We start from the raw sequence: 20,686 nt of genomic DNA on the forward strand, positions 1-20,686 counted from the left end.
TCGACGGTGGGCAGGCGACATCGGTAGACCTACCAATGTTTTTGGGGGCAAGGGTTCTCAGAGAAGATCGTGCTCAGACGCAAAGAGGGCCGCTCCGGCCCGGGATGCGACTCCGATCTTGACGTAGATGTCCTGGACGTGGTGCTCCGCGGTGCGGGGCGATACCACCAGCCGATCGGCGATCTGGCGGTTGGTCAGCCCGTGCGCGACGAGGCGGAGCACCTCGACCTGGCGCTCGCTCAAGTCAGCGGGCAGCGTGCGCCGGCGCCTGGGCGTGGAGCCTTGAGCGGCAGCGACCACCGATGCCACCGCGTCGGCGTCGAGGCCCGTGTCCCCGGTGAGCTGCGCGCACGCCTCGTCCAGGCTCAAGGCCGCTCGTTGCGGCCGTGGCTGGGTCATGGCGACCAGCGCATCGGCGGCGGCGATCAGGCGAGCCGCCATCGGGATCGCTGGCCCGCTCAGTCCTCGGTGGTAGCCGTTGCCGTCCTGACGTTCGTGGTGCATGCTGGCGAGCGTTGCTTCGCTGGCCAGGGCAGGAGCGCGGCGGAGCACCCGCTCGCTCTGGTAAGCGTGCAGCCGCACCTGCTCGCGATCGATCTCGGTCAGCGGCCCCGGCTTTTCGAGGACCGCATTATTGAGAGCGGCCTTGCCGATGTCCCGGAGTGCTGCGGCCCGGCGGGCCTGGACGACCACCGCCGCCTCCAGGCCGACGCCGGCGGCCGCCGCCCCGACGAGCTCAAAGGCCCGCCTGGCGGCCCCTTGGGTGTAGGGCGTTTTCAGATCGACGGCTTCCCCGAACGCGACGGCGATCTCGTCGACACCGTCCTCGCCGACGATGCTCTTGGGATCCGGCTCCTCGTCGGGGAGCGACTTCAGGACGTCGCCGTCGGCAAGCTCCTTCAGGAGGCCCCGCCCCTCGCGGATGAAGCAGTCGGCGACCTCGGGGTCGAGCATCTTGCCCGCGCGGGCGCGCGCCGTTTCCAGCGCGGCCTCGGGACCCACTAGCAGGTCGAAGATCGACACCGTGAACGCAGCCAGCACGACGCGGGCCGCGAGCGGGATCTCCTCGCCCTTGCGCCGCAAATAGCCGCCTTTGCCGTTGTACCACTCCGCCATGTGGCGAAGAGCAACCTGCACCTCGGAGGAAAGGCCGAGGCGCCGAGCCGTGGCCTCTCCCACCTCGCACGAGGTGCGCGCCACGACCTTGGCCATGCGAGCCGCGGGCATGAGCAACCGGAGACGGGTAAGAAGGCCGGCGCCGTTGCTGAGCTCAGCCAAGAACGTGGTCAGGATGTCGGCGGGCCGCGAGAAGTCCGTACGATCGGCGGCCACGTTCATTGGGATGGTGCGTCCCTCGTCGAGCTCGGCGGTCTCATGAGCATGGGCAATGCACCCGATGTGCTGCAGCAGGGCGGCGTAGAACACCGCCCGTACGGTGTCGTCTCCAGCCTCAAGGCCTCGGGCGAGCCGGCAGCCGATGAAGCACGTGCGGGCGGCGTGGCCGGGCTCCAGCCCCCTGCCGAGATCCCCGATGGCCGAGAGCCCGATAAGCGGATCCGCGATCCTGAGCTGCACAATGGAATTGTGGCAGGGCGCCGTCGTCGGGTCGAGTGCCGGCTGTGTCCGGCAGCCCGTGCGGGCGCTACCATCAGGGCCAATGAGCCAGCTGGTCTTTGACGAGAAGCTCTCGCGGCAACTCGAATCGAATTACGCGCGGCGCGACATCCAGCTGCGTCGTCTCCTGGTTCACAACGCGCTTGGCGCGAAGACCGGGGAGCGCATCCTCGACGTCGGATGTGGGCCGGGCTTCTACGTCGCCGAGTTGATCGAGCGGGTGGGACCGGCCGGCGCCGTCGTCGGGGTCGACCTCAGCGCCAACATGCTCGCCCTGGCCGCGAGGCGCTGCGAGGGCCGGCCCCATGTCGCCTTCTCGAGGGCCCCGGCCACCTCACTCCCGCTGGCGGACGCTTCGTTCGATGCAGCCCTGAGCGTCCAGGTCCTGGAGTTCGTCGAAGACGTCGGCGCCGCGCTCGAGGAGCTGCGCCGGGTCCTGCGACCCGGCGGGCGGCTGGTGGTATGGGACGTCGATTGGGCCACCATGTCCTGGCACTCCGCCGACTCCGACCGCATGGGGCGAGTCCTGCGAGCCTGGGATGCTCACCTGAGCCACCCATCGTTGCCGCGGACACTTGGTGCAGCGCTGCGGTCGGCGGGATTCACGAGCGTTGCCGCCGAGGGCCACGCCTTCACGGCCATCGAGTTCGACCCCGACAGCTACGGCGTGTCGATTCTGCCGGGCATCGCTCAGTACGTCGCCGGCCGCGACGGGATCACCCAAGAAGAGGCCCAGGCATGGGCCGACGAGCAACGTGAGCTCGGCGAGCTCGGACGCTTCTTTTTCGCGTGCCTCCAGTTCTGCTTCACCGCGACCCGGTAGCGACATTGCTCGGCTTCACCAGCGCTGCGGGCGGGACCAGGCACCGCGACAGGCAGCCCTCAAGTCCACTCGACTTCCGGATGTGGCCTACGTAGCTGTCCGGCGGCTGGCGCAGGCCCAGCCCGCCTTCAGGCCATACCGCCGGGCAAGTGGATCCGCGGGGTCGACGGAAAAGACGCTGAGCGCGTCCTCGTAGGAGGCAAGCCCTTGCAGCAGAGCGGGCAGGCTCGCAGGGGTCGAGCGGGCTTTCCGAGGCCCGTCCGCCGGCGACCAGGATCAGCTTCCAGCCGAGGTTCGCGGCGTCGCCGAGCCCGGTGTTCATTCCCTGGCCGACGGCAGGTCTATGGATGTGGTCGGCATCGCCCGCCAGAAGACCCGTCCCTGGCGGCATTGGGGGGCGGAGCGTCGTGACGCCCGGAAGATGCCCAGCCAGGCGGTTGGTCGATGTGCCTTGGGGCAGGACCTCGTTCGCCCACGATGGCTCGCATCTCCTCGAGGGTCAGTGGGGCGTGCTCCTCGGATCGATTCGCCGCAGGGACCCTCGTGGTATTTGAATTGTCGTCACGCCATGAGGGAGGGGCTTCGTGGAGCAGGTTTGGATCAGGTCGGCAGGAGGCCCAGAAGTCCTGGAGGTGCGTGAGGCTCCGGACCTCCATCCCCGGGCGGGGCAGATAAGGATCGCCGTCTCCGCCGCCGGTGTCTGCTTCGCCGACGTGCTGGCTCGAGCCGGGTTGTATCCGGATGCGCCCAAGCCGCCGACGGTCGTGGGCTACGAGGTCGCCGGGCACGTCGACGAGGTGGGCGCTGGGGTCGCCGGCCTCACGGAGGGCGAGCGGGTCATCGCGCTCACGCACTTTGGAGGGTACTCCAGCTCCGTCGTTGTCCCGGCCGACCGCGTTCAGGTCGTGCCGGCGGGGAAGGATCTCAAGAAAGCGGCGGGTCTACCGGTCAATTTCCTCTCCGCGTACCTGATGCTGCAGCGCCTCGGTTCCCTTCGCTCTGGGGAATGGGTCCTCATCCACGCCGCAGCCGGGGGCATTGGGCTGGCGGCCCTTCAACTCGCCAAGAACCGTGGCGCGGTGACGATCGGTACCGCCCGCGAGGAGAAGCACGAACGGCTGCGAGGGATGGGCCTCGACCATGCGATCGACTACCGGACGCAGGACTTCGAGACCCAAGTCAAGGAAATCACGGCCGGCCGCGGCGTCGACGTGGCGCTCGACTCCATCGGCGGTACCACGATGCGCAAGAGCTACCGCTGTCTGGCGCCTTTGGGAAGGCTCTTTTGTTTTGGATTCTCGGCGGGGGCCGCCCGTTCCCGACGGAGAGCGTGGCGAACCATGCCCCCTGCGCTGGCGACGACGCCGCTGTTCCATCCCCTCCAGCTGATGAACGCCAACAAGGGGGTGTTCGGATTCAACCTGGGTCACTTGTGGGATCTCACCGAAGAACTGCGCTCAAGCTTCGGTGAGCTGATTGAGATGTGGGCACTCGGACAGATCGACCCCGTGATCGACTCAATCTTCCCCTTCGAGCGAGCCGGGGAAGCCCACGCTCAACTCGAGGACGGACGTAACTTCGGCAAAGTGCTCCTGGTTCCAACCCCCTTGGCCGCTTCGGACGCAAGCCAGCCAGGCGGTTAGGACGGGGTGGCGCGACCGCCACCACCCGCAGGCGCTTCGGTAGTGTTGCGGCGTGTGGTGATGGAGCGCATGTGGCCAACCAGCTTCGTCGGCCGCCGGGAAGAGCTTGAGAACGCCCGACGGCTCCTACAGGCCGGCCGGGTCCTGACCCTGGTTGGTGCCGGCGGTGCGGGCAAGACTCGGCTGGCAACCGAGCTCGCCGAGGCGATCGCCCCCGAGTTCCGGGACGGGTCGACGTTCGTCAGCCTGGCGTCCATCACCGATCCCGGGCTCGTTCTGCCCACCATCGCTCAGAGCGTGGGTCTGCGGGCCCTCGCCGGGGAGGAGCTGGCTGAAGCTCTGGCCGGGCTCCTGGCAAAGCGGCGCTGCCTGCTGATCCTGGACAACTTCGAGCACCTCTTGCCGGCCGCGCCGGCGGTCGCGATGCTCGTGCAGCGAACAGCCTGGCTCCGGTTCCTCGTCACCAGCCGGGCTCCGCTGCGTATCCAGGGCGAGCGCCTGCTGACGGTGCGCCCGCTGCATGTCCCGCTCGCCGAGGATCTGGCCAGCGTCGCAGGCAGCGAGGCCGCGCAGCTCTTCGTGGCACGCGCCGCGGCGGTGGTTCCCGAGTTCAGCCTTGACGAGGACAACGCAGCGGAGATCGCGCGCATTGTCCGGCGGCTGGATGGGCTGCCCCTGGCGCTCGAGCTGGCCGCGGCGCGGGTTCGGGTGCTGCCGCCGAGCGCAATGCTGACCCGGCTCGAGCGATCGCTTCCGATCCTGGTGGGCGGCCCCCAGGATGCCCCCGAGCGGCAACGCACGCTCAGAGCCACGCTCGAGTGGAGTGAGGCGCTGCTGACAGCCACCGGGAGATCCGTGCTGGCGGCGTGCTCGGTCTTCCGAGGCGGGATCGGGCTGGACGAGCTGGAGAACGTCGCTGCCGCCGCAGGACTCGACGACGTGCTCGCCGGGGCCGCCGAGTTGGTCGACCACAGCCTCCTCTTTCCTTCGGATCCGGGGCGCCGGGCCCGCTTCACCATGCTGGAACCCGTGCGTCAGTTCGCGGCCGAGCGATTGGCGCAGACCGGCTCCGAGGAGAGGGTCGGGGTAGCTCACGCCGATGCCTTCATGGCGCTGGCGATCGAGGCGGAGCCCAAGCTGTTCGGCCCCGCCGTGAAGCCCGCGCTCGATTGGTTCGAGCTCGAGCACGACAACCTTCGTGCCGCCTTCGGCTGGCTCCACGAGCGCGATCCGGCACGTGCACTGGAGCTGGGCGTGGCCTGCTACCCGTTCTGGGCGTTGCGTGGCCACTTCGCCGAGGGCCGCGCTCGGCTTGGGATGGCCCTTCTGGCGGAGGGCCAACCGGGCGCAACCCGCGTTCGCGCCCTCAACGCAGCCGCCGATCTGGCCATCGACCAAGGCGATCTGGCCGGCGTCCCGGGCCTACTGGAGGAGAGCATGGCGCTTGCCCGACCCATCGACGACCGCGCTGGGCTGGCGATGGCCATGATCTGGTCGGGTCACGAGATGACCTGTCGCGGACGCCACGAACAAGCCCTGCCGCTGCTGGCAGAGGCAGGCAAGGCCGTAGCGCAATCCGCGGATCGGATCGCCGAGGCCCGCTGGCGGTTCTTCACCGGCATCGCCCTCTACCGCGCCGGCGGACTGGAGGAGGCGCGCGGGCAGTTCCAAGACACCCTCGAGCTCTGCCGCGGGATCGGCTGGAGGGCATTCGAGGCTCAGGCGCTGACCATGCTGGGCGCGGTTCTCGGCGAGGCCGGCGATCTGGAGGCGGCGCAGGAGGCGTTGGAGGCCGCGCTTGCCGTATCCCTGGAGCTCAGCGATCACTGGCATATCGCAATGCAGCTCTCCCGGTTGGCGACCCTCGCCTCGGCGCGCGGGCGACCCCGGAGCGCGATGCGAGTCGCCGGCGCGGCGGCGGCCTACGCCGCGGCCAGAGGTGCGCGGCTACCGCCGGCCTGGACCTGGCAACAGGACGCGTTGCTGGAGCCCGCCCGGCGGGTCCTGGGTCCGGCGGCACGGCGGCTCGTCGCCGAGGGCCGGCGGCTGTCAGCGAGAGAAGCGCATGCCGTGGCCGTGTCGGACGATCCCGAGGACGGCGCCCCCTCGGGCTGGCACCAGCTCACGCCTCGGGAGCGGGAGGTCGCCGGTTTCGTCGCCCAGGGTCTCACCAACCGTGAGATCGCGGAGCGGCTGTATCTGTCGGTGCGCACGGTGGACGTGCACGTCGAACGTGTGCTGCGCAAGCTCGACCTCAGGAACCGGACGCAGCTGGCGGCGTTGGTGCGCGACGCGAGCTCAGAACCGACCCTCAGGAATGGGAGGCGCTCATTCGTTCCAGACTCCTAGCCAGGTGCGCGTTGACCTGTTCCAGGTCGGCCGTTGGGCTGAACGTGATGAGCTCGGTGCCGGCGTCAGCAATGGGCAGGTGACCGGGCGGCGAGTAGAAGACGTCGTCCGCCTCGAACGTCTCCTCGTGATCTCGGTAGCGCAAGGTCATACGCCCGCGCACCACGATCCCCCAGTGCGGACAAGGACAGCGGTCGTCCGGCAGCCCTGGAAGAGGGGAGCCGCGTCTCCGCCCCTACGAATCGTCTCGAACGCAACGGTCCAGTCGCCCAGCGCTACGGTCCGACAGGCGTACGCGGGAGTGTCGATGGTGATCGGTGCTGTGTCCTTTCGAGCTTTGGCCATGTCGTGCTCCTTTCTCTTACACCATGGATCGGGCCGAGGCGCTGACGCCGGATTCCAGGAAGCGGTCGAGCATCGCGTTCACCTGATCGGGAGCTGAGAGGGTCATCCAGTGGCCGGTGCCGACCACCTGGCCGACCCACGCCTCCGGCTGCAGCGCATGCAGCCGCTGCAGGTCGTGAGGGGTTTCGTGCCGACGGATCACCAGGATCGGACACCGCACCTGGGCCAGGGCCTCCGAGCCGTCGCCCGACATCCCGGCCCGCATCACCTGAGCGGCCAGAACGCGCGGAATCTCCGGGAGCTCGCCCAGCACCTTGGACCTCACCTCCGGCGGGTCGAAGGGGCTCAGCAGGGCTGAGAAGTAATTCTCCAGCGCCGTGCGCCACCCATCGGAATCGAGCGCCGCAGCGAGCATGGTGGCCCCCTCGCGGACGACCGCCGGGAAGAGGAGCACAGGGTCCAACAAGGCGGCTCCGGCGATGCGCCCGGGATAGGCCGCGGCGACCTCCACCGCGAGCCGGCCCCCGAAGCTGTGGCCGCAGACGACCGCCAGTTCGATCCCGGTCGCGTCAAGAACACCCCCGATCGCCGCAGCGCAGTCCGCGAATGCGAAGCCTGCCGGAGCGGGGTCGCTCCCGCCCTGGCCAGGCAGGTCGAGCAGGATCACGCGCCGGGTCGCCGCCAAGTGTTCGAACTGGGGGACCAGATGTGAGCGGTTGCCGAAGGCCTATCCGTGGATGAGCACGAGAGCTGGCTCACCCGTCCCTGCATCGTCATACGACAGGTGCATGGGACTCCTTCGTGGTGTAGTCGTCAATCTCATGACGCTCCGCCTCCGGCTCCGCTGCTCGGCTCGCGGCAAAAGTGTGCCGAAAAAGGCCTTACCGGGTCGTCCGCAAGATTACGTACAGGGCATGCGTAATTCCTCCGGCGGAAGACGAGTGGGGGCTTGCTGCGGGAAGATCGCGCTCGTCAGCGCGCATCAGCAGCGCACTGACCGGGCTAGTCACTGTGCGCTGCTGACAGCGCGTACCGAGACTTCCTGCAGCAGCCCGGCCTGAACGCGGCCTCAGATCGCACTCCTGGGACGACCGACAGCCCCAATTAGGTGAGCATGTGGTTTCGTCGGGGAGCGACGGAGCTTCGAACCCCGGACGTCTTCCGTGCGAGGGAATTCCCTCCCTGCCTCCATCGTGGGAACCGTGAACTGTGACTGATCACTTCTACACTGTACTACCCTACTTTACAGCCATCAGTTGTCATACCCAGATGTTCACCCGCCCCCGAACACTGGTTCGTCAGAGTTCGTTGCAGGCCGTTGGAGCGCGTCAGATCGAGCGACGACCGCACGACGCTCCGCAGTCCGGTGGTTGGCCCCGGCCCAGCCAGATCCGTACCGGCCAAGAGGCGAACTCCTCTTCCCATCGCTTGTTCGACAGGTTCCATGGGGCGCCACGAGATGAACCCCTGATGCTCGCGTGGCCCAAGTCGACACGCCAAGCCAAGACCAATCGCGAGGGCCTCGCCTCCCCGCTCGTTGTGGTGGTCGACCGACGCCACGACCGCCCGCCGGATGCGTTCCGGATGGTCAATGAGCAACTGGTAAGCCGTCAGGCCGCCGAGGCTGAACCCGAACACGTCCGCCCATTCGATGCCGAGGTGGTCGAGCAGACCCACGACGTCGCCGGCCAGATGCTCGAACGTCATGGGCCGCTGGACGTCGGCAGTGCGGCCGTGGCCCTGAAGCTCGACGGCGATGACCCGGCGCTGCTTCGCCAGGGTGGGGAGCGCGGTGCCAAAGCAGAGCTCGATGGTCTGCAGCTCGCCGTGGAGCAGGACGAGCGGAGTGCCCTTTCCGTGCTGCTGACCGTACACCTGGTAGAAGAGGTGGAGCCCGTTGACACCGGCGTAGCGATAGGGGACGTCAGTCTCCGGCTATTGGCTGATGGCGAGGTACGAGACGCCGTCGAGGCCCACCTTGCCTTGCACCAGCTCCCGCCGACGGCCCAGGCGATCAGCTCGACGCAGCCCCGAGGCACCCAGACGGCCCGGTCCGGCGCCTCCCAGCCGCTCCACGTCGAGAAATTGACGACATCGCGCTGCGGCAGCATCCGGCACTTCGATGTTGAGCGCCTTGCCGTTGCGTCCCGCGGCCGGAATGTTGTCCTTGTTGTAGGGGTGCGCCGACACGATGGCGGGCCCCGGCTGGTCGGTAGGGGACGGAACACGTCGACCCGGCAGGGTCACGCCGTCGCACATCTTCGCCGGCACATTGCAGTCCACCTTGTGCCGGTGGGCGGAGGGGCGATCTCCATCAACCGCCGGCGGATTCGGTTGACCCGCCACACCAGCTGTGCCCACGTCCCTCCTGGATGCGGTCACACGGGAAGCGTACGAGGCGCCCATACGGCAGTCAAAAGTCGGCAACTCCTTTCGCCGATCGGAAACGCAGCCACCCGGCTCAGAGCCGATGCATCCAAGTCGTGGAGGGCCTTGTCGCCGAAGGTGAGAGGATTCGGCCGTGAGCCGACCCCGGGAGTTGCCCCGCACGACCATCGCCGTGAACGGCCTCTCCATGGCCCTTGTCGACGCCGGGCAGGGCCCGCCGGTCGTGCTGCTGCACGGCTTTCCCGACTCCGCCGACCTCTGGCGCCACCAGGTGCCGGCCCTCGCCGGGGCGGGGTTCCGGGTCATCGCTCCCGACCTACGCGGCATGGGGGAGACCGACGCCCCTCCGGACACCGCGTCCTATACCAACCAGCACTTCTTCGCCGACTTCGTCGCACTGATCGACCAGCTCGGCCTGAGCCATGTCGACCTCGTCGGCCACGATATCGGGGCGGCGGCCGCCTGAGGGATCGCCGCGCTCATGCCGGATCGGGTACGCCGGCTGGCCGTGCTCTCCGTGGGCCATCCGGCGGATTACTGGATCGAGGGGGTTCCCCAGCGGGCGAGGTCCTGGTACATGTGGTTCGTGCGCCACGAAGGTTTCGCCGACGAGGCCTTCCGCAAAGACGACTGGCGGCTGTTCCGGGAGTGGGCGGCGGGGGCTCCCGATCTGGAGCGCTATCTGGAGGACCTGTCCCGGCCCGGCCGGCTGAAGGCGGCGCTGGACTGGTATCGGGGCCGCCAGAGTCCTGAGTTCCTGGTCGATGGCGCGGTCGGCCTGCCCGGCGTCACCTGCCCGACCTGGCCCTGTGGGGTGCCCACGACCCGTACTGCGGGGAGGCGCAAGTGCGGGCCTCCGCCGACCGGGTCGCCGACGAGTGGCACTACCGGCGCATCGAATCCGCCGGCCACTGGATCCCGCTGGACGCCCCTGGCCGGGTCAACGAGCTGCTGCTCGAGTTCTTCACGGGCGGGCGGCCCTGAGCCGCGCGGCCCAGAGCGCCAACCTCCTCCTGAACCCGGGGGCCGAGACCGGCGAATGCGCCCCAATGGCGAACAGGGCGTCACGATCCCCGGCTGGACCATCACCGAGGGCATGCCCAACATCGTCTGCTACGGTGCTCCGGGCGGGTTCCCGACGCAGAGCACCCCAGGCCCCAGCAACCGGGGCAACACCTTCTTCACCCGCGGCGCACCGGCAACGGCGCACCCAGCAGAGGCGTTCCGAAGTTGCGCTGGAGCCACCGGCTCCGCCCATCCCTAAGGTGGGGATCGCCTGGTCAAGCGCTTGACCTTGGCCACCACCACTTCCGGCAACAAGGATGCGGTTGCTCACGCCGGATCCTCCCCCACGCACATCGGACGCGCCCCTGCCGGAAAAGCCCGGGGAGGAGTCCTGCCCGCCGCCGTTCGTGCCGTCGGTTCCGCCAACCCACACAATGAGGGTCTCCCAGCGGTCACTTGGGTCTTCGAGAGCACCCGGCCACCTGGGCCGCCGGCGGGACCACCGCGCTGCGTGTCAATGGACATGGGGAAATCCGGGTGGGCGGACAACGATCAGGGCCGTGCCCCGTGGAGTGGTGGAATTTGAAGGCCACACGCTGATCCTCAGCGGCGCTTGCTACGACGCCAGCAAATCGTTGTTGGCCTTCTCCACCTCCTTTCGCTCAGCCCCATCCTTGCCGGTTTCGTACAGCTGCGCCATGGAGGCTTGGGACAGGTAGCGGCAATCGCCGACGGCCCACTCGTCGTGGATCTCCAGCAACACTGAACCCGCCAGGCGCAGCACCGCGGCCTCGTTGGGGAAGATGCCGACGACATCGCTGCGGCGCTTGATCTCCTTGTTCACCCGCTCGAGGGGGTTCGTCGACCACAACTTCTTCCAGTGAGCGGCGGGGAAGGCGGCGAAGGCGAGCAGCTCCTCTTTGTGCTCGGCTTCGTGGTGGGACCGCGGCCCGGCCCGTGTCCCTAAGTCCTCTCCGGTTCCGCATGTGGTATAGATGCTCAGCCATTGGCGTCGCCGCGCTTCGCATACGCCTTTAGGATCCGCGCGGTATCTGTGCCGTCGATGAAACAGAGAAGAGTTGGACGATCCTTGGGCGCATAGGCCTGCGCGGTGGCTCGAACCCTTGAGTGCACCGAGGAATCAATCTTGCCATTGAACTGCACGACAAACAGCTCAGCAGGTTCGGCAAATAGCCGGAGATCCTGGTCACCCCTCTTACCAAGATCTCTCGGATACATCGTGTTCCGCCTGGTGCCTGGTCCCTTGAGAAGAAATGCAGCTGTGACACGCCTGCCGCGGTACCTGAGTTGAGTCGAGAAGACATCCGAGCGTTCGCCGCCCCAGTCCTTATGTTCGAAGTTCTCGCCAAGAATCTCCCGGAAACGCTCCTTGACACGGGACTCAGGTACGCTAAGAAGGCCACCGACAAGTTCGCTTGCTACTTCCCGCGCCGGAACGTCGGTCACTCTGCTGAAACTATCGATATCGTCAACATAGATGACTTTAAGGGCTCCCGCATCGGTCTCAGCACGAAGCGCTCTCAACCCCTGTCCCGTAATGCGACAGCACCCATCTTCCGCAACGCAGCCGTACGTCTCCAGGTAAGGCTCGACTAGCCGCTCCGTGACAAGAAGCCGGATAAGCCCGCGAACGCGTGAGAGAGACACGCCCCAAATATCCGTACATCCCGGAATGTCGAGTTGGAGCACTGTAGTCGTGGTGCCCTGCTTCATTTCGAGGCGCCTGAGGGCGGTTAATAGTTCAACGCGCAGCAATTCATCGTCGAGGTCCGTTTCGGAGAAGTTTGGCTCCCACGCCTCGGTCCGCTCCAAGTCATAGGTCCGGCCCAAGTCGTAGCGCTCCGTATCGACAAGTCCGTGGACCCAGCGGAGACCCAGCTCACGAGCCAGCTTCGATGCTGCCTCCCCTGGCTGGACCGCGGGGAGTTCTCGGAGCGCGTAGCTGAAGTGCACACGCATACGCACACTGAAAGCTCCCTGATTGGGCCGATCCGCAGGAGAAGCCTCAAACGAGTGATCCCGATAGGCCCGGGCGGCATCGGCGGACGGCTCATGGTCGATGCGGAAACCGTTGTAAGACTCTCGGATCATCCCGAACATCTCCTGGGACACTGAACCAGGATCGGCCCCTGCGGCCTCGATTTGCGAGCCTTCGGTGATGTCTAGACCTTGGCGCACTTCCCGCTGCCACCTGAGGTCGGACCGTCGACGTTCCACAAGGTACCGCAGGCGCGCGGCAGCCTCCTCCTGGACGCCCGCAGCCGTCTTGAGAACAGCATCCAAGTATCCGGCAAGCATTTGCGTTCGCTCGGCTACCCGTTGTTCACGGATGGCCTGGGGGTCAGCTTCCTCGCTTCGGGGCACCTCCACGAAGCTGGTTACCGCCGAACCCTGTCGCTGGTATAGATTGGAGCTCAGTTCACTCAATCGGTTCCAATCGGCCCTATCTGCCTCCCTGTGGAGGTCGGGAGGCAGGAAGATCTCATCGATCGCCTTGAGGGATACAGCGTCTTGGCCATGATCCGGCCAGTAGTCAAGCCACTCCGCCCTACCGCAGATCTCCCATCGAAGTGAGAAGCGGACCGAGGGGACGAATGTGGTTGGCTTCTCCCCCCGCTGCCGAGGATGAGGTGCACCTTGCCCTGCCATTTCAACCGTGACCGCACCGAGCATCGGGGGCTGCCAGTAGGCCTCCAGAAGCTGTGCGACCACCGCCTCATCCGACCGATCTTTGAAGTTCTCCTCGTCTAGGCGTGCAATCTGGCCGGCGACGGGTGAGAGCAACTCTCCGACTAGCGCTGCCGAAAGCGGCTTTAAACGCCGAACGTCAGTGAAAAGTCCGGTCATCTGCAACGGCCCAAACTCCCAGAGAAACCGCGAGCCTCGGGATCGTTGCGCGCCGTCATGTCTGCTATTGCCGCAGGCCCCGGCCGGGCGTAGCGCTGCAGCGTCTGCAGGGAGCGGTGCCGACTCTGGCCATCAGCATCACCTCCGACACCCCCGCTTCGGCGAGATGGGTCAGGGCCGAGTGGCGCAGCTGGTGCAGCGTGCGGCCGCCGGAGTAGCGATCGAAGAGCTCCTCGGCCTGACGGTAAGACAAGCGCGCCCGGCCGAGGACGGGATCGAGGTCGGTCGCCGCCGGCGCCCGGGCGGGAACCGGCCGGAGCGACGCCAGAAACAGGGGGCCCTCCTTGCGGTCGCGGATGACCCGGGGCAGCAGGCGGGCGGATCCGGAGGCAAAATGCACCCATTCGATGGCGCCGCCCTTAGAGACCACCCGTGCCCTCCGGTTGGGCAGGTCCACGTCGTCGACGTCCAGAGCGAGGATCTCACTGGCCCGGGCGGCGGTGTCGTAGAGCGGCCGCCACAGCGCCTTCTCCCGCACGGGCACGTCGCGGCGGCCCCACAGGGCCTCGAGCTCGGGGAAGTCGATCGCCCGCGTTTCGTCGACGTCGACCCGCCGCCGCTCGATCGGCCCGGTCGGATCCGACACCATCCAGCCCTGGCGCCGACAGTAGCCACAGAAGCTCTTCAAGGTGGCCACGTTGCGGTTCCAGGTCGCTGGCTTGACGTTGGGGTAAGCGGTGGCCAAGAACTGCTTGAGCGTGGCGGCGTCGAGCTCCCCCGCCGGGAACGCCGAGCCGACCGCCATCTCGAGGCGGCCCAGGGTGAGGGCGTACACCCGCCGGCTTGTCCTGGCCAGCGAGCACTCGCCCAGGAAGGCGGCTGCCGCCTCGGCCAGCCCGACCGGCTCGACCGAGAACGAAAGCACCTGTGCGGCCATGGGACCTCCTACTTCGCAGTAAACGTACGGGCTTCATCCTGCGGCCACGTGCCTGGCGGGAGCCGGATTTCGGGGCGACTCCCCAGTGAAACGCAGATTCACGGCTGAGCCAATCTCGCGCAAAACACTTCCTGGCAATGGCTCGGCCCGGATCATGATCCGGGCTCCGGGTGGTGGGTCGCTGGGATGCAAGCGTCCCTCGACGAACGCCTTTGATCGGGCCTACGGATCGCGCTGGGTACGCCTTGGCGAGTCAAGGGTCCCCCGATGGGTCAAAATTGCCCGCGTGAGACTACGGCGCGAGGCAGCCATCCTGAAGGGCAAGGCGCTGTCGTCCCTACGCCGAGCTCTCGCCAGCTTCAACAGTCATGACGACGATGGTCGGGCCGCAGATGTTCTTCTTAAGCTGCAACACTCATTTGAGATGCTTCTCAAGGCTGGGTTAGTGCAGAGGCGTGTAGCGGTTTTTGATGCGCAACTCGACCAGTCGATTGGGTTCGAGAAGTGCGTGAACTTGTCTAGGGAGCACCTGGCGGTTACCGAAGGCGAGGCAGGAACTCTACGCGCAATAGATGCGCTTCGCGATGAAGCCCAGCACTGGTTCAACGAGGTGTCAGAAGGCCTCCTTTACGCCCACACTCGTGCGGCAGTGACCCTATTTGACGATCTCCTCCAACGGTGCTTCGGGGATCGCCTGGTGAACTACCTCCCCCATCGGGTTCTGCCGATCTCCGCCGAGGCGCCGCGTGATATCCAGTTGCTAATCGACGAGGAGTACCATCAGGTTGCCGCACTCCTTCGACCGGGACTCCGGCGAAGGCCAGAGGCGCGAGCTCGGATCCGGACATTGCTAGCGATGGAAGCACATGCTGCTGACAACGTCCGGGTCAGCCGACGCGATGTGGATCGGGTTGAGTCCGGGATTCGCAGTGGGCTGCCCCTCCAACAAGTGTTTCCGCGCCTAGGTGAGGTCGCTACCGACATCGCAGGCGAAGGCATCAATGTCGCTGTGCGATTCGTGCGGAGCGCTTCTGAGCCTGCTGCTCCGGTGCGGTTCATCGGCCCCGATGACCCCACTGAGGCGGCCGCAGTGCGGGAGGTCGACCTCCAGCGTAAGTACCATTGGGCGCCCAGTGAACTCGCTCGCCGTCTCGGCTTAGACACGGGACGCCTCAAGGCCCTCCGATGGAAGCTCGATGTGGAGAATGATCCTGACTGCACCCACACCTTCGTGTTCGGATCGCAGAGCATCAAGCGCTTCTCGGACAATGCGTTCACTCGAATCCGTGACGCCCTCCCTCATGCCGACGTTGATTCAGTTAGACGCGAATATCTTGCCCACTCTCGCCGCATCGACCAGGGTTAATAGGCGGGTCCGCGCGCATCGCCGCAGACTCATCCTGAACGAGCAAGGGCCGCCCGAGGAAGCCTAGCAGTAGTGTGCCCCCGACCCTGGTCCTCCGCCGTGCGTGCAAATGCCACCAAGCCGCCGGCACCAATCCACGCTTCTAGGTGCGACGATCAATGGGATCTTAGGAGGGGAGGTCGGGACGATGCTCGCCGGCAGGACCGCCGTATTTCTGAGTTGCTCGGAAGCTTACAAGTTGTCCGTCGCATGTAAATTCCGGGATACTCTCGACGCGATGGGGATCAAAGGAATCATCGTCACCGAAGAGCCGAACCTAGTCGGGGTCTTCACCCTAGAAGACAAGGTCGACGCCTACCTGGACGCCTCGGACGCCTTCGTTGCGCTTTGTACGCCCGATAACACGCTATCGACTGGCGACGTGGAAACTCGACGGAACATAATCGACGAGATCCAGCGGGCGCGGTCGAGACCCCTGAGGGACAGAGTTGCCGTATTCAAATCTCAAGCCGTCAAACTCCCCAGCAATATTCAGCCTGTCTACGAGAGACTCGACCCCGATGACCTTGCGCCCGCCCTCGAGAAGTTGCGGCTCCAAATTGAGGCATGGGACCTCCGTTCGTCCCACCCGGCCGGCCCAGCTATCCCCCGCCCAATTCACCTGAACGACCCCACGAAAGGGCTGCAGGTGGGAGAGCCGGAGCAAGCCGAGAGGAGAGTTCTTAATCTGTTCCTAGACTCTAGCAAGGATGACCAACGTGCTTATGTGGAGCGCCTTGTGGGCCTCATCACCGACGAACGGTCGAGCCAAACTGATCAATTGATTGCAGGCGCACTCCTCGAAGCCGCCTTAGGGCTGGACCCCGAGCTTATCGGCACGGAACCGATTGAGAAACTTGCGCGTAGCGACGACCCGACGTGCCGAATAGCGGCGGTGGGAGCGCTCTGGACGCTGGCCCTCACGCTGCCTGGGAGGGTTCCTCTTGACTTAGTAGCCATCCTTTGCCGCCCAGCCGTAGAAGATTGGTATGTATGGGCCCCAGCACTGGCAACCCTTCAGGAACTTGCCCTGTCCCGGCCCGAAGCTCTCGCCATTATCGCCGAATTGACTAGCAGCGGAAACGTCGATGACCGCTACGCCGCGACGCGAGCCCTTCTCGATCTGGCGAAGGTCCGTCCAGAGATCATTCCTCCGTCCATTGTTGAGAAGCTTAAGAGGGATCGTGAGGAATCGATCCGCGAGTCCGCACGCGTCCTCGAGGCCGAAGCAGCGAGAGCCAGCGCTCACGCCAGGGATCGCGCCTATCGGCGGTTCTTCATCTGACCCCCATTTGATGAACGGTGAGCTTGCCCCGGTTTCCCGGACACCTACGATGAGGAGGCTATCCCTCCTCGGAAAGGAGCCCGGGTGCCAGCACCTCACCCAGCAGAGTTCCGCCAGCGAGCCATCGAGCTCGGCCGGGAGCGGGCCAAGCCCGTCGCCGAGATCGCCAAGGACTTAGGCCTCTCGAAGTCCTGTCTGCGCAACTGGATGCACCAGGCCGACATCGACGACGGCCACCGGGAGGGACTGAGCACCGACGAGCGCAAGGAGCTCGTCGCGCTGCGCCGGGAGAACCGGGTGCTCAGGATAGAAAGGAGATCCTGGGAAAAGCCGCGGCCTTCGTCGCCAACGAGAGCAACTACAAGACAAAGTGACCTTTGCCTTCATCGAGGTGGAGAAGGCCACCTACCCTGTCGCCACCTGCTGCCGGGTGCTCGGGGTGTCCACCAGCGGTTGCTACGAATGGCGCCACGTCAGACCCACCCGTCGGCGCGTTCGGTGGACGACGCCTCGCTGACCGAGAAGATCATCGTGCACAAGAGAGCTCCCGGGGCACCTACGGAGCGCCGCGGGTGCACGCCGAGCTGGTCCTCGGCGAGGGCCTCCGGGTCGGCCGCAAGCGCATCGCCCGACTGATGGCCGCCGCAGGCATCCAAGGGATCTTCACCCGGCGGCGCAAGGGCTGCACCCGTCGCAACCCCGCTGACGCCCCAGCCGACGACCTGGTGAAGCGCGATTTCAACGCCACCGGGCAGGGCCAGCTGTGGGTGAGCGACGTGACCGAGCACCCGACCCACGAGGGCAAGGTGTACTTGGCCGTTGTGCTGGATGCCTGGAGCCGGCGGGTGGTCGGCTGGTCGATCGCCGACCATATGCGCACCGAGCTGGTCGTCGACGCCCTGCAGATGGCCATCTGGCGGAGGCGCCCGGCGGGCCAGACCATCGTGCACTCGGACCGGGGCAGCCAGTACACCGCCTGGGCGTTCGGCCGCCGGCCGCGGGCCGCCGGGCTGCTCGGCTCGATGGGGGCGGTTGGCGACGCCCTGGACAACGCCATGGCCGAGTCGTTTTTCGGGACCCTGCAGCGCGAGCTGCTCGACCGCCGACAGTGGGCCAGCCGCAAGGAGCTGGCCCAGGCGATCTTCGACTACATCGAGGCCTTCTACAACCCCCGCCGCCACTCCTCGATCGGCAACCTCAGCCCAGTCGAGTTCGAGGCCCTTCACTCCTACAAGCAAGACGCGGCATGATCACCTCAGCCAACCTGTCCGGTGAACTGGGGCAAGTTCATGATGCTTGAGTTTTCAATGGGGGCCGCCCTGCCGTCCAAGGGGCTCGGCTACTCATCCCTTTGTTCGCCAGCCGTTCGCTGGCCGCAATGTTCGCTCGAACCGTTCGGAGTCAGCCCCGTTTGCAGATGGAAGACAAGCCGTAAATTGCGGTGTCTGTAAGCGATTAGCGCATCCTTACACTGTGGAGCGACGCGGATTTGAACCCCGGACCTCTACCGTGCGAGGTAGGCTGGGTCAAACCCATTGACCCTTGGTGACCTGCGGGAACGGTCCAAAGCGAATTGGGCAGGAGCGACGCTCCTGGCCCATCTCGGCCGGTCCCCCGGGGATCCCAGATGGGTTGCGCCCTTTTCTGCGCCCCATGATCCCCCCAGACGGCTGTTTGCCGACGCGCCGCCGAGCCTACAGAGCGCCCATGGGCGGCAGTTCGGCCGTTGGCTGGGATCGCGTCCCGCCAACTCGAAGCGTCTTCGTTGACGCAAAGGTAAGGGGCATGGAATAGGATCGCCAGGCGACGCTTACCGTTGTCGCCACGCAGACGACACCGAGGAGGCACCATGCCGACCATAATCGGACGCCACGATATATCGAAGGGCAAGGACCATTGCCTTGCTTCGCCAAAGCGTGAAGAGTTTTTCGGTCCCTTCGGCGTCACCAACGTCGGGAGTTTCCTCAACCCATATAATCCGACACAAATGCCGATTCTGATGGCGTGGAAGCCCTCATGGCCGCGATGGAGACCGGGGCAGCGGGCGAGGCGATGCAGTACGACGGCGTCGTGCCCGAGACCCTGGTAATCCTCGTCGAAGAGTGATCCGAGATTCACGTAATCCGGCTGCGCGGTTCCTCGGCGCCTAACTGGGCGTACTCGTGTACCGATGGAGGATCGCATAGGTCCTTACTCCAATCATCTGGCTTATGTCTGTGGAGCGGAGGAGATTCGAACTCCCGGCCTCTTCCGTGCGGGAAAGTCTGGCGCAGTTACGAAGGGGCTCCCAGACGGCGAACTGTCTTCCTTGACCTGGGCAACCGCCTAGCCGATGGTCTCAGCGCATGCGGACGTTACCCACTGTTCACGGCCAAAAACGGCCAAATGACAACCAGAGGACGGCCACCGCCCTGCCAGCGAATTCGTCTGCTGACCAGGATGCATGTGCTCAGGGACGAACCGTGGTGAACACGGATGGGCCACGGTGCCGCCAGCGAGAGACGGGTTCTTGGCGGCCTCCGGTCCTTCCTGATCCAGCGCGTCCCGGGAGCCGGCGTCCGGAGCCGATCCGTGGGCACCAGCAAATCGGCCCGGGGCGTGTCGGCCCCGAAGCCCAACCCTAGGGCCGACCCGAGGATCCGCCCCGCCCGAGCTAGCCGAGGTATGATGGCGCCGCTTGCAAAGAATGGAGGGGTTGAGTGCAAGAGTTCGCAGGAGCACACAGCGTAGATTTGGAGTTCCAGTCCGTCCTCGAGGAAGCTCGAAGGCTTTACTCGAACTATCTCGCTCTAGCCCAGGTGGCCGACCTCGGCTATGCCCAGTCACTCCTGGGTGATGATAAGGCGGACTTTCCGGACACGCATAGTCCCTTGACCTTGGAAATTCACTCCTAACGTGCCGACCTGGAATAAACTGCTTAACGAGCTGGCAGACCAGGCTTCAGACACTGCCAAAGCGACCTGGCTGTCGCAGAAGACTCAGCAAGTACTCACTTCTATCGGACAACTAAGGGGTAATCTTAACGCAATTGTATATGCATCCGCATTTTTGCAGAAACCGCAGGCTCCTCCTCCGCTAATCAGTATCACGCACGAAGACCTTGACGGATTGATGGCCGCAGTACATGGCACGGATTCATCGAGAGGGTTGGCGCTGATCCTGCACACCCCTGGCGGTGTGACAATTGCGGCGGAAACCTTGGTTGCTTACCTGCGATCGAAGTTCACCCACATCGAGGTTATCATTCCGGCTCTTGCTATGTCTGCAGGCACGATGATGGCCCTAGCTGCCAATTCGATTTACATGGGTCGGCAGAGTCAACTAGGGCCGATAGACCCACAAATGCCGGTTGGAGGGCGAAGTATCTCCGCCCGCGCTGTGGTTGAGCAGTTCGAGCGCGCGAAACTTGAAATCAGAGGCGATGCGTCCAAGGAGTTACCAGGCGACCTGCTTCTCGCTCATGTGTGGGCACCTATTTTGGCATCGATGGGACCGGCCCTGCTGCAGGAGGCACAAAACGCTCTCGACTACTCGGAGCGAATGGTGGCAGGTTGGCTTGCACAATACATGTTTGCGGGAACTCCCGAAGCCGAGGAGAAAGGCAAAGCCGTGGCGCATTATTTCAACGATGCCACGCAACACAAGAGTCACGGACGACGCATTGATCTGCGGGAGGCGAGGAGCCAAGGGTTGAATGTGCACCCCTTGGAAGACAGCCAGCCACTTCAGGAATCCGTTCTTACTCTTTACCATCTAATGACAATTGCTTTCCAACAGAGCCCAGCGACGAAGGTCGTCCAGAGCAGCAGCGGGGGCGTCTGGCTTAAGAATTGGACTCCCGGCCAAGCATGACCGATCGTTTTCCCACCGGGCTCCGCATCGGCGTCGCCAAACTAAGTTCGGGGTCATCGGGTGTTTGCGCAGTCCAACGTGATCGTCGGGTCAACCCCCTGTCAGCATGTCCCTGGCGGCCCGGTAGCGGCGACCTCCGCGGTGGCCTGCCGGGGGAGGGTTAGCCGTCGGT

General features: G+C 65.5%; 16 protein-coding genes and 2 pseudogenes. 9 read left to right on the forward strand and 9 right to left on the reverse strand.

Features of this window, described 5'->3' with window-relative positions; translation table 11 throughout:
* Positions 1 to 57: 57 nt before the first annotated feature.
* Complete coding sequence (locus VFW71_10175; protein ID HEU5003130.1) at positions 58 to 1,575, reverse strand: HD domain-containing phosphohydrolase; 1,518 nt, start codon at positions 1,573 to 1,575, stop codon at positions 58 to 60.
* Positions 1,576 to 1,657: 82 nt separating this feature from the next.
* Here VFW71_10175 and VFW71_10180 point away from each other — a divergent pair, with 82 nt between their 5' ends.
* Positions 1,658 to 2,437 (forward strand): methyltransferase domain-containing protein, encoded by a 780-nt coding sequence (locus VFW71_10180; protein ID HEU5003131.1) that lies wholly within the window; start codon positions 1,658 to 1,660, stop codon positions 2,435 to 2,437.
* A gap of 235 nt (positions 2,438 to 2,672) precedes the next feature.
* Here VFW71_10180 and VFW71_10185 read toward each other — a convergent pair.
* Positions 2,673 to 2,824 (reverse strand): annotated as a pseudogene (locus VFW71_10185) (FAD-dependent monooxygenase).
* Between the two features lie 197 nt (positions 2,825 to 3,021).
* On the opposite strand from VFW71_10185, the gene VFW71_10190 reads away from it, so the two are divergent.
* Positions 3,022 to 4,080, forward strand: coding sequence for a zinc-binding dehydrogenase (locus VFW71_10190; GenBank protein ID HEU5003132.1), 1,059 nt, complete (start codon positions 3,022 to 3,024; stop codon positions 4,078 to 4,080).
* Between the two features lie 60 nt (positions 4,081 to 4,140).
* On the forward strand, positions 4,141 to 6,429 hold the full coding sequence (locus tag VFW71_10195; GenBank protein HEU5003133.1) for a LuxR C-terminal-related transcriptional regulator: 2,289 nt from the start codon (positions 4,141 to 4,143) through the stop codon (positions 6,427 to 6,429).
* On the opposite strand, the gene VFW71_10200 is transcribed toward VFW71_10195, so the two are convergent.
* The 4 genes from VFW71_10200 to VFW71_10215 all read right to left on the reverse strand — a co-directional run bounded on the left by VFW71_10200 (position 6,392) and on the right by VFW71_10215 (position 9,057).
* The gene (locus tag VFW71_10200; GenBank protein HEU5003134.1) at positions 6,392 to 6,580 is read right to left on the reverse strand and encodes a hypothetical protein; all 189 of its coding nucleotides are present in this window, start codon (positions 6,578 to 6,580) and stop codon (positions 6,392 to 6,394) included. The two genes, VFW71_10195 and VFW71_10200, sit on opposite strands and share 38 nt — an antisense overlap.
* 210 nt (positions 6,581 to 6,790) lie before the next feature.
* The gene (locus VFW71_10205) at positions 6,791 to 7,480 is read right to left on the reverse strand and encodes an alpha/beta hydrolase (GenBank protein HEU5003135.1); all 690 of its coding nucleotides are present in this window, start codon (positions 7,478 to 7,480) and stop codon (positions 6,791 to 6,793) included.
* A 527-nt stretch (positions 7,481 to 8,007) separates the two neighbouring features.
* Positions 8,008 to 8,649: an alpha/beta fold hydrolase gene (locus VFW71_10210; protein ID HEU5003136.1), complete on the reverse strand. Its 642-nt coding sequence runs from the start codon at positions 8,647 to 8,649 to the stop codon at positions 8,008 to 8,010.
* Positions 8,650 to 8,709: 60 nt separating this feature from the next.
* Positions 8,710 to 9,057 carry a hypothetical protein gene (locus VFW71_10215; protein HEU5003137.1) on the reverse strand — a complete coding sequence of 116 codons (348 nt, stop codon included), beginning with the start codon at positions 9,055 to 9,057 and terminating at the stop codon, positions 8,710 to 8,712.
* Between the two features lie 238 nt (positions 9,058 to 9,295).
* Here VFW71_10215 and VFW71_10220 point away from each other — a divergent pair, with 238 nt between their 5' ends.
* A complete protein-coding gene (locus VFW71_10220; GenBank protein ID HEU5003138.1) occupies positions 9,296 to 9,628 on the forward strand; it encodes an alpha/beta fold hydrolase in 333 nt (110 codons plus the stop codon).
* 380 nt (positions 9,629 to 10,008) lie between these two features.
* Positions 10,009 to 10,146 (forward strand): hypothetical protein, encoded by a 138-nt coding sequence (locus VFW71_10225; GenBank protein ID HEU5003139.1) that lies wholly within the window; start codon positions 10,009 to 10,011, stop codon positions 10,144 to 10,146.
* 637 nt (positions 10,147 to 10,783) lie between these two features.
* Here the strand turns inward: VFW71_10225 and VFW71_10230 are convergent.
* From VFW71_10230 to VFW71_10240, 3 genes and pseudogenes are all read right to left on the reverse strand, one after another.
* A pseudogene (locus tag VFW71_10230) lies at positions 10,784 to 11,095 on the reverse strand (transposase).
* 71 nt (positions 11,096 to 11,166) lie between these two features.
* A complete protein-coding gene (locus tag VFW71_10235; protein ID HEU5003140.1) occupies positions 11,167 to 13,041 on the reverse strand; it encodes a hypothetical protein in 1,875 nt (624 codons plus the stop codon).
* Between the two features lie 58 nt (positions 13,042 to 13,099).
* A complete protein-coding gene (locus VFW71_10240) occupies positions 13,100 to 13,972 on the reverse strand; it encodes a site-specific integrase (GenBank protein HEU5003141.1) in 873 nt (290 codons plus the stop codon).
* A gap of 286 nt (positions 13,973 to 14,258) precedes the next feature.
* Here VFW71_10240 and VFW71_10245 point away from each other — a divergent pair, with 286 nt between their 5' ends.
* The 4 genes from VFW71_10245 (at position 14,259) to VFW71_10260 (ending at position 20,514) form a co-directional block, all read left to right on the forward strand.
* Complete coding sequence (locus tag VFW71_10245; protein HEU5003142.1) at positions 14,259 to 15,338, forward strand: DUF3644 domain-containing protein; 1,080 nt, start codon at positions 14,259 to 14,261, stop codon at positions 15,336 to 15,338.
* Positions 15,339 to 15,525: 187 nt separating this feature from the next.
* Positions 15,526 to 16,662 carry a TIR domain-containing protein gene (locus VFW71_10250; GenBank protein HEU5003143.1) on the forward strand — a complete coding sequence of 379 codons (1,137 nt, stop codon included), beginning with the start codon at positions 15,526 to 15,528 and terminating at the stop codon, positions 16,660 to 16,662.
* A 377-nt stretch (positions 16,663 to 17,039) separates the two neighbouring features.
* Complete coding sequence (locus tag VFW71_10255; protein HEU5003144.1) at positions 17,040 to 17,912, forward strand: IS3 family transposase; 873 nt, start codon at positions 17,040 to 17,042, stop codon at positions 17,910 to 17,912.
* 1,645 nt (positions 17,913 to 19,557) lie between these two features.
* Complete coding sequence (locus VFW71_10260; protein ID HEU5003145.1) at positions 19,558 to 20,514, forward strand: hypothetical protein; 957 nt, start codon at positions 19,558 to 19,560, stop codon at positions 20,512 to 20,514.
* Positions 20,515 to 20,686 lie beyond the last annotated feature (172 nt).

Source organism: Actinomycetota bacterium (assembly GCA_035765775.1).
GTDB lineage: Bacteria > Actinomycetota > CADDZG01 > JAHWKV01 > JAOPZY01 > DASTWV01.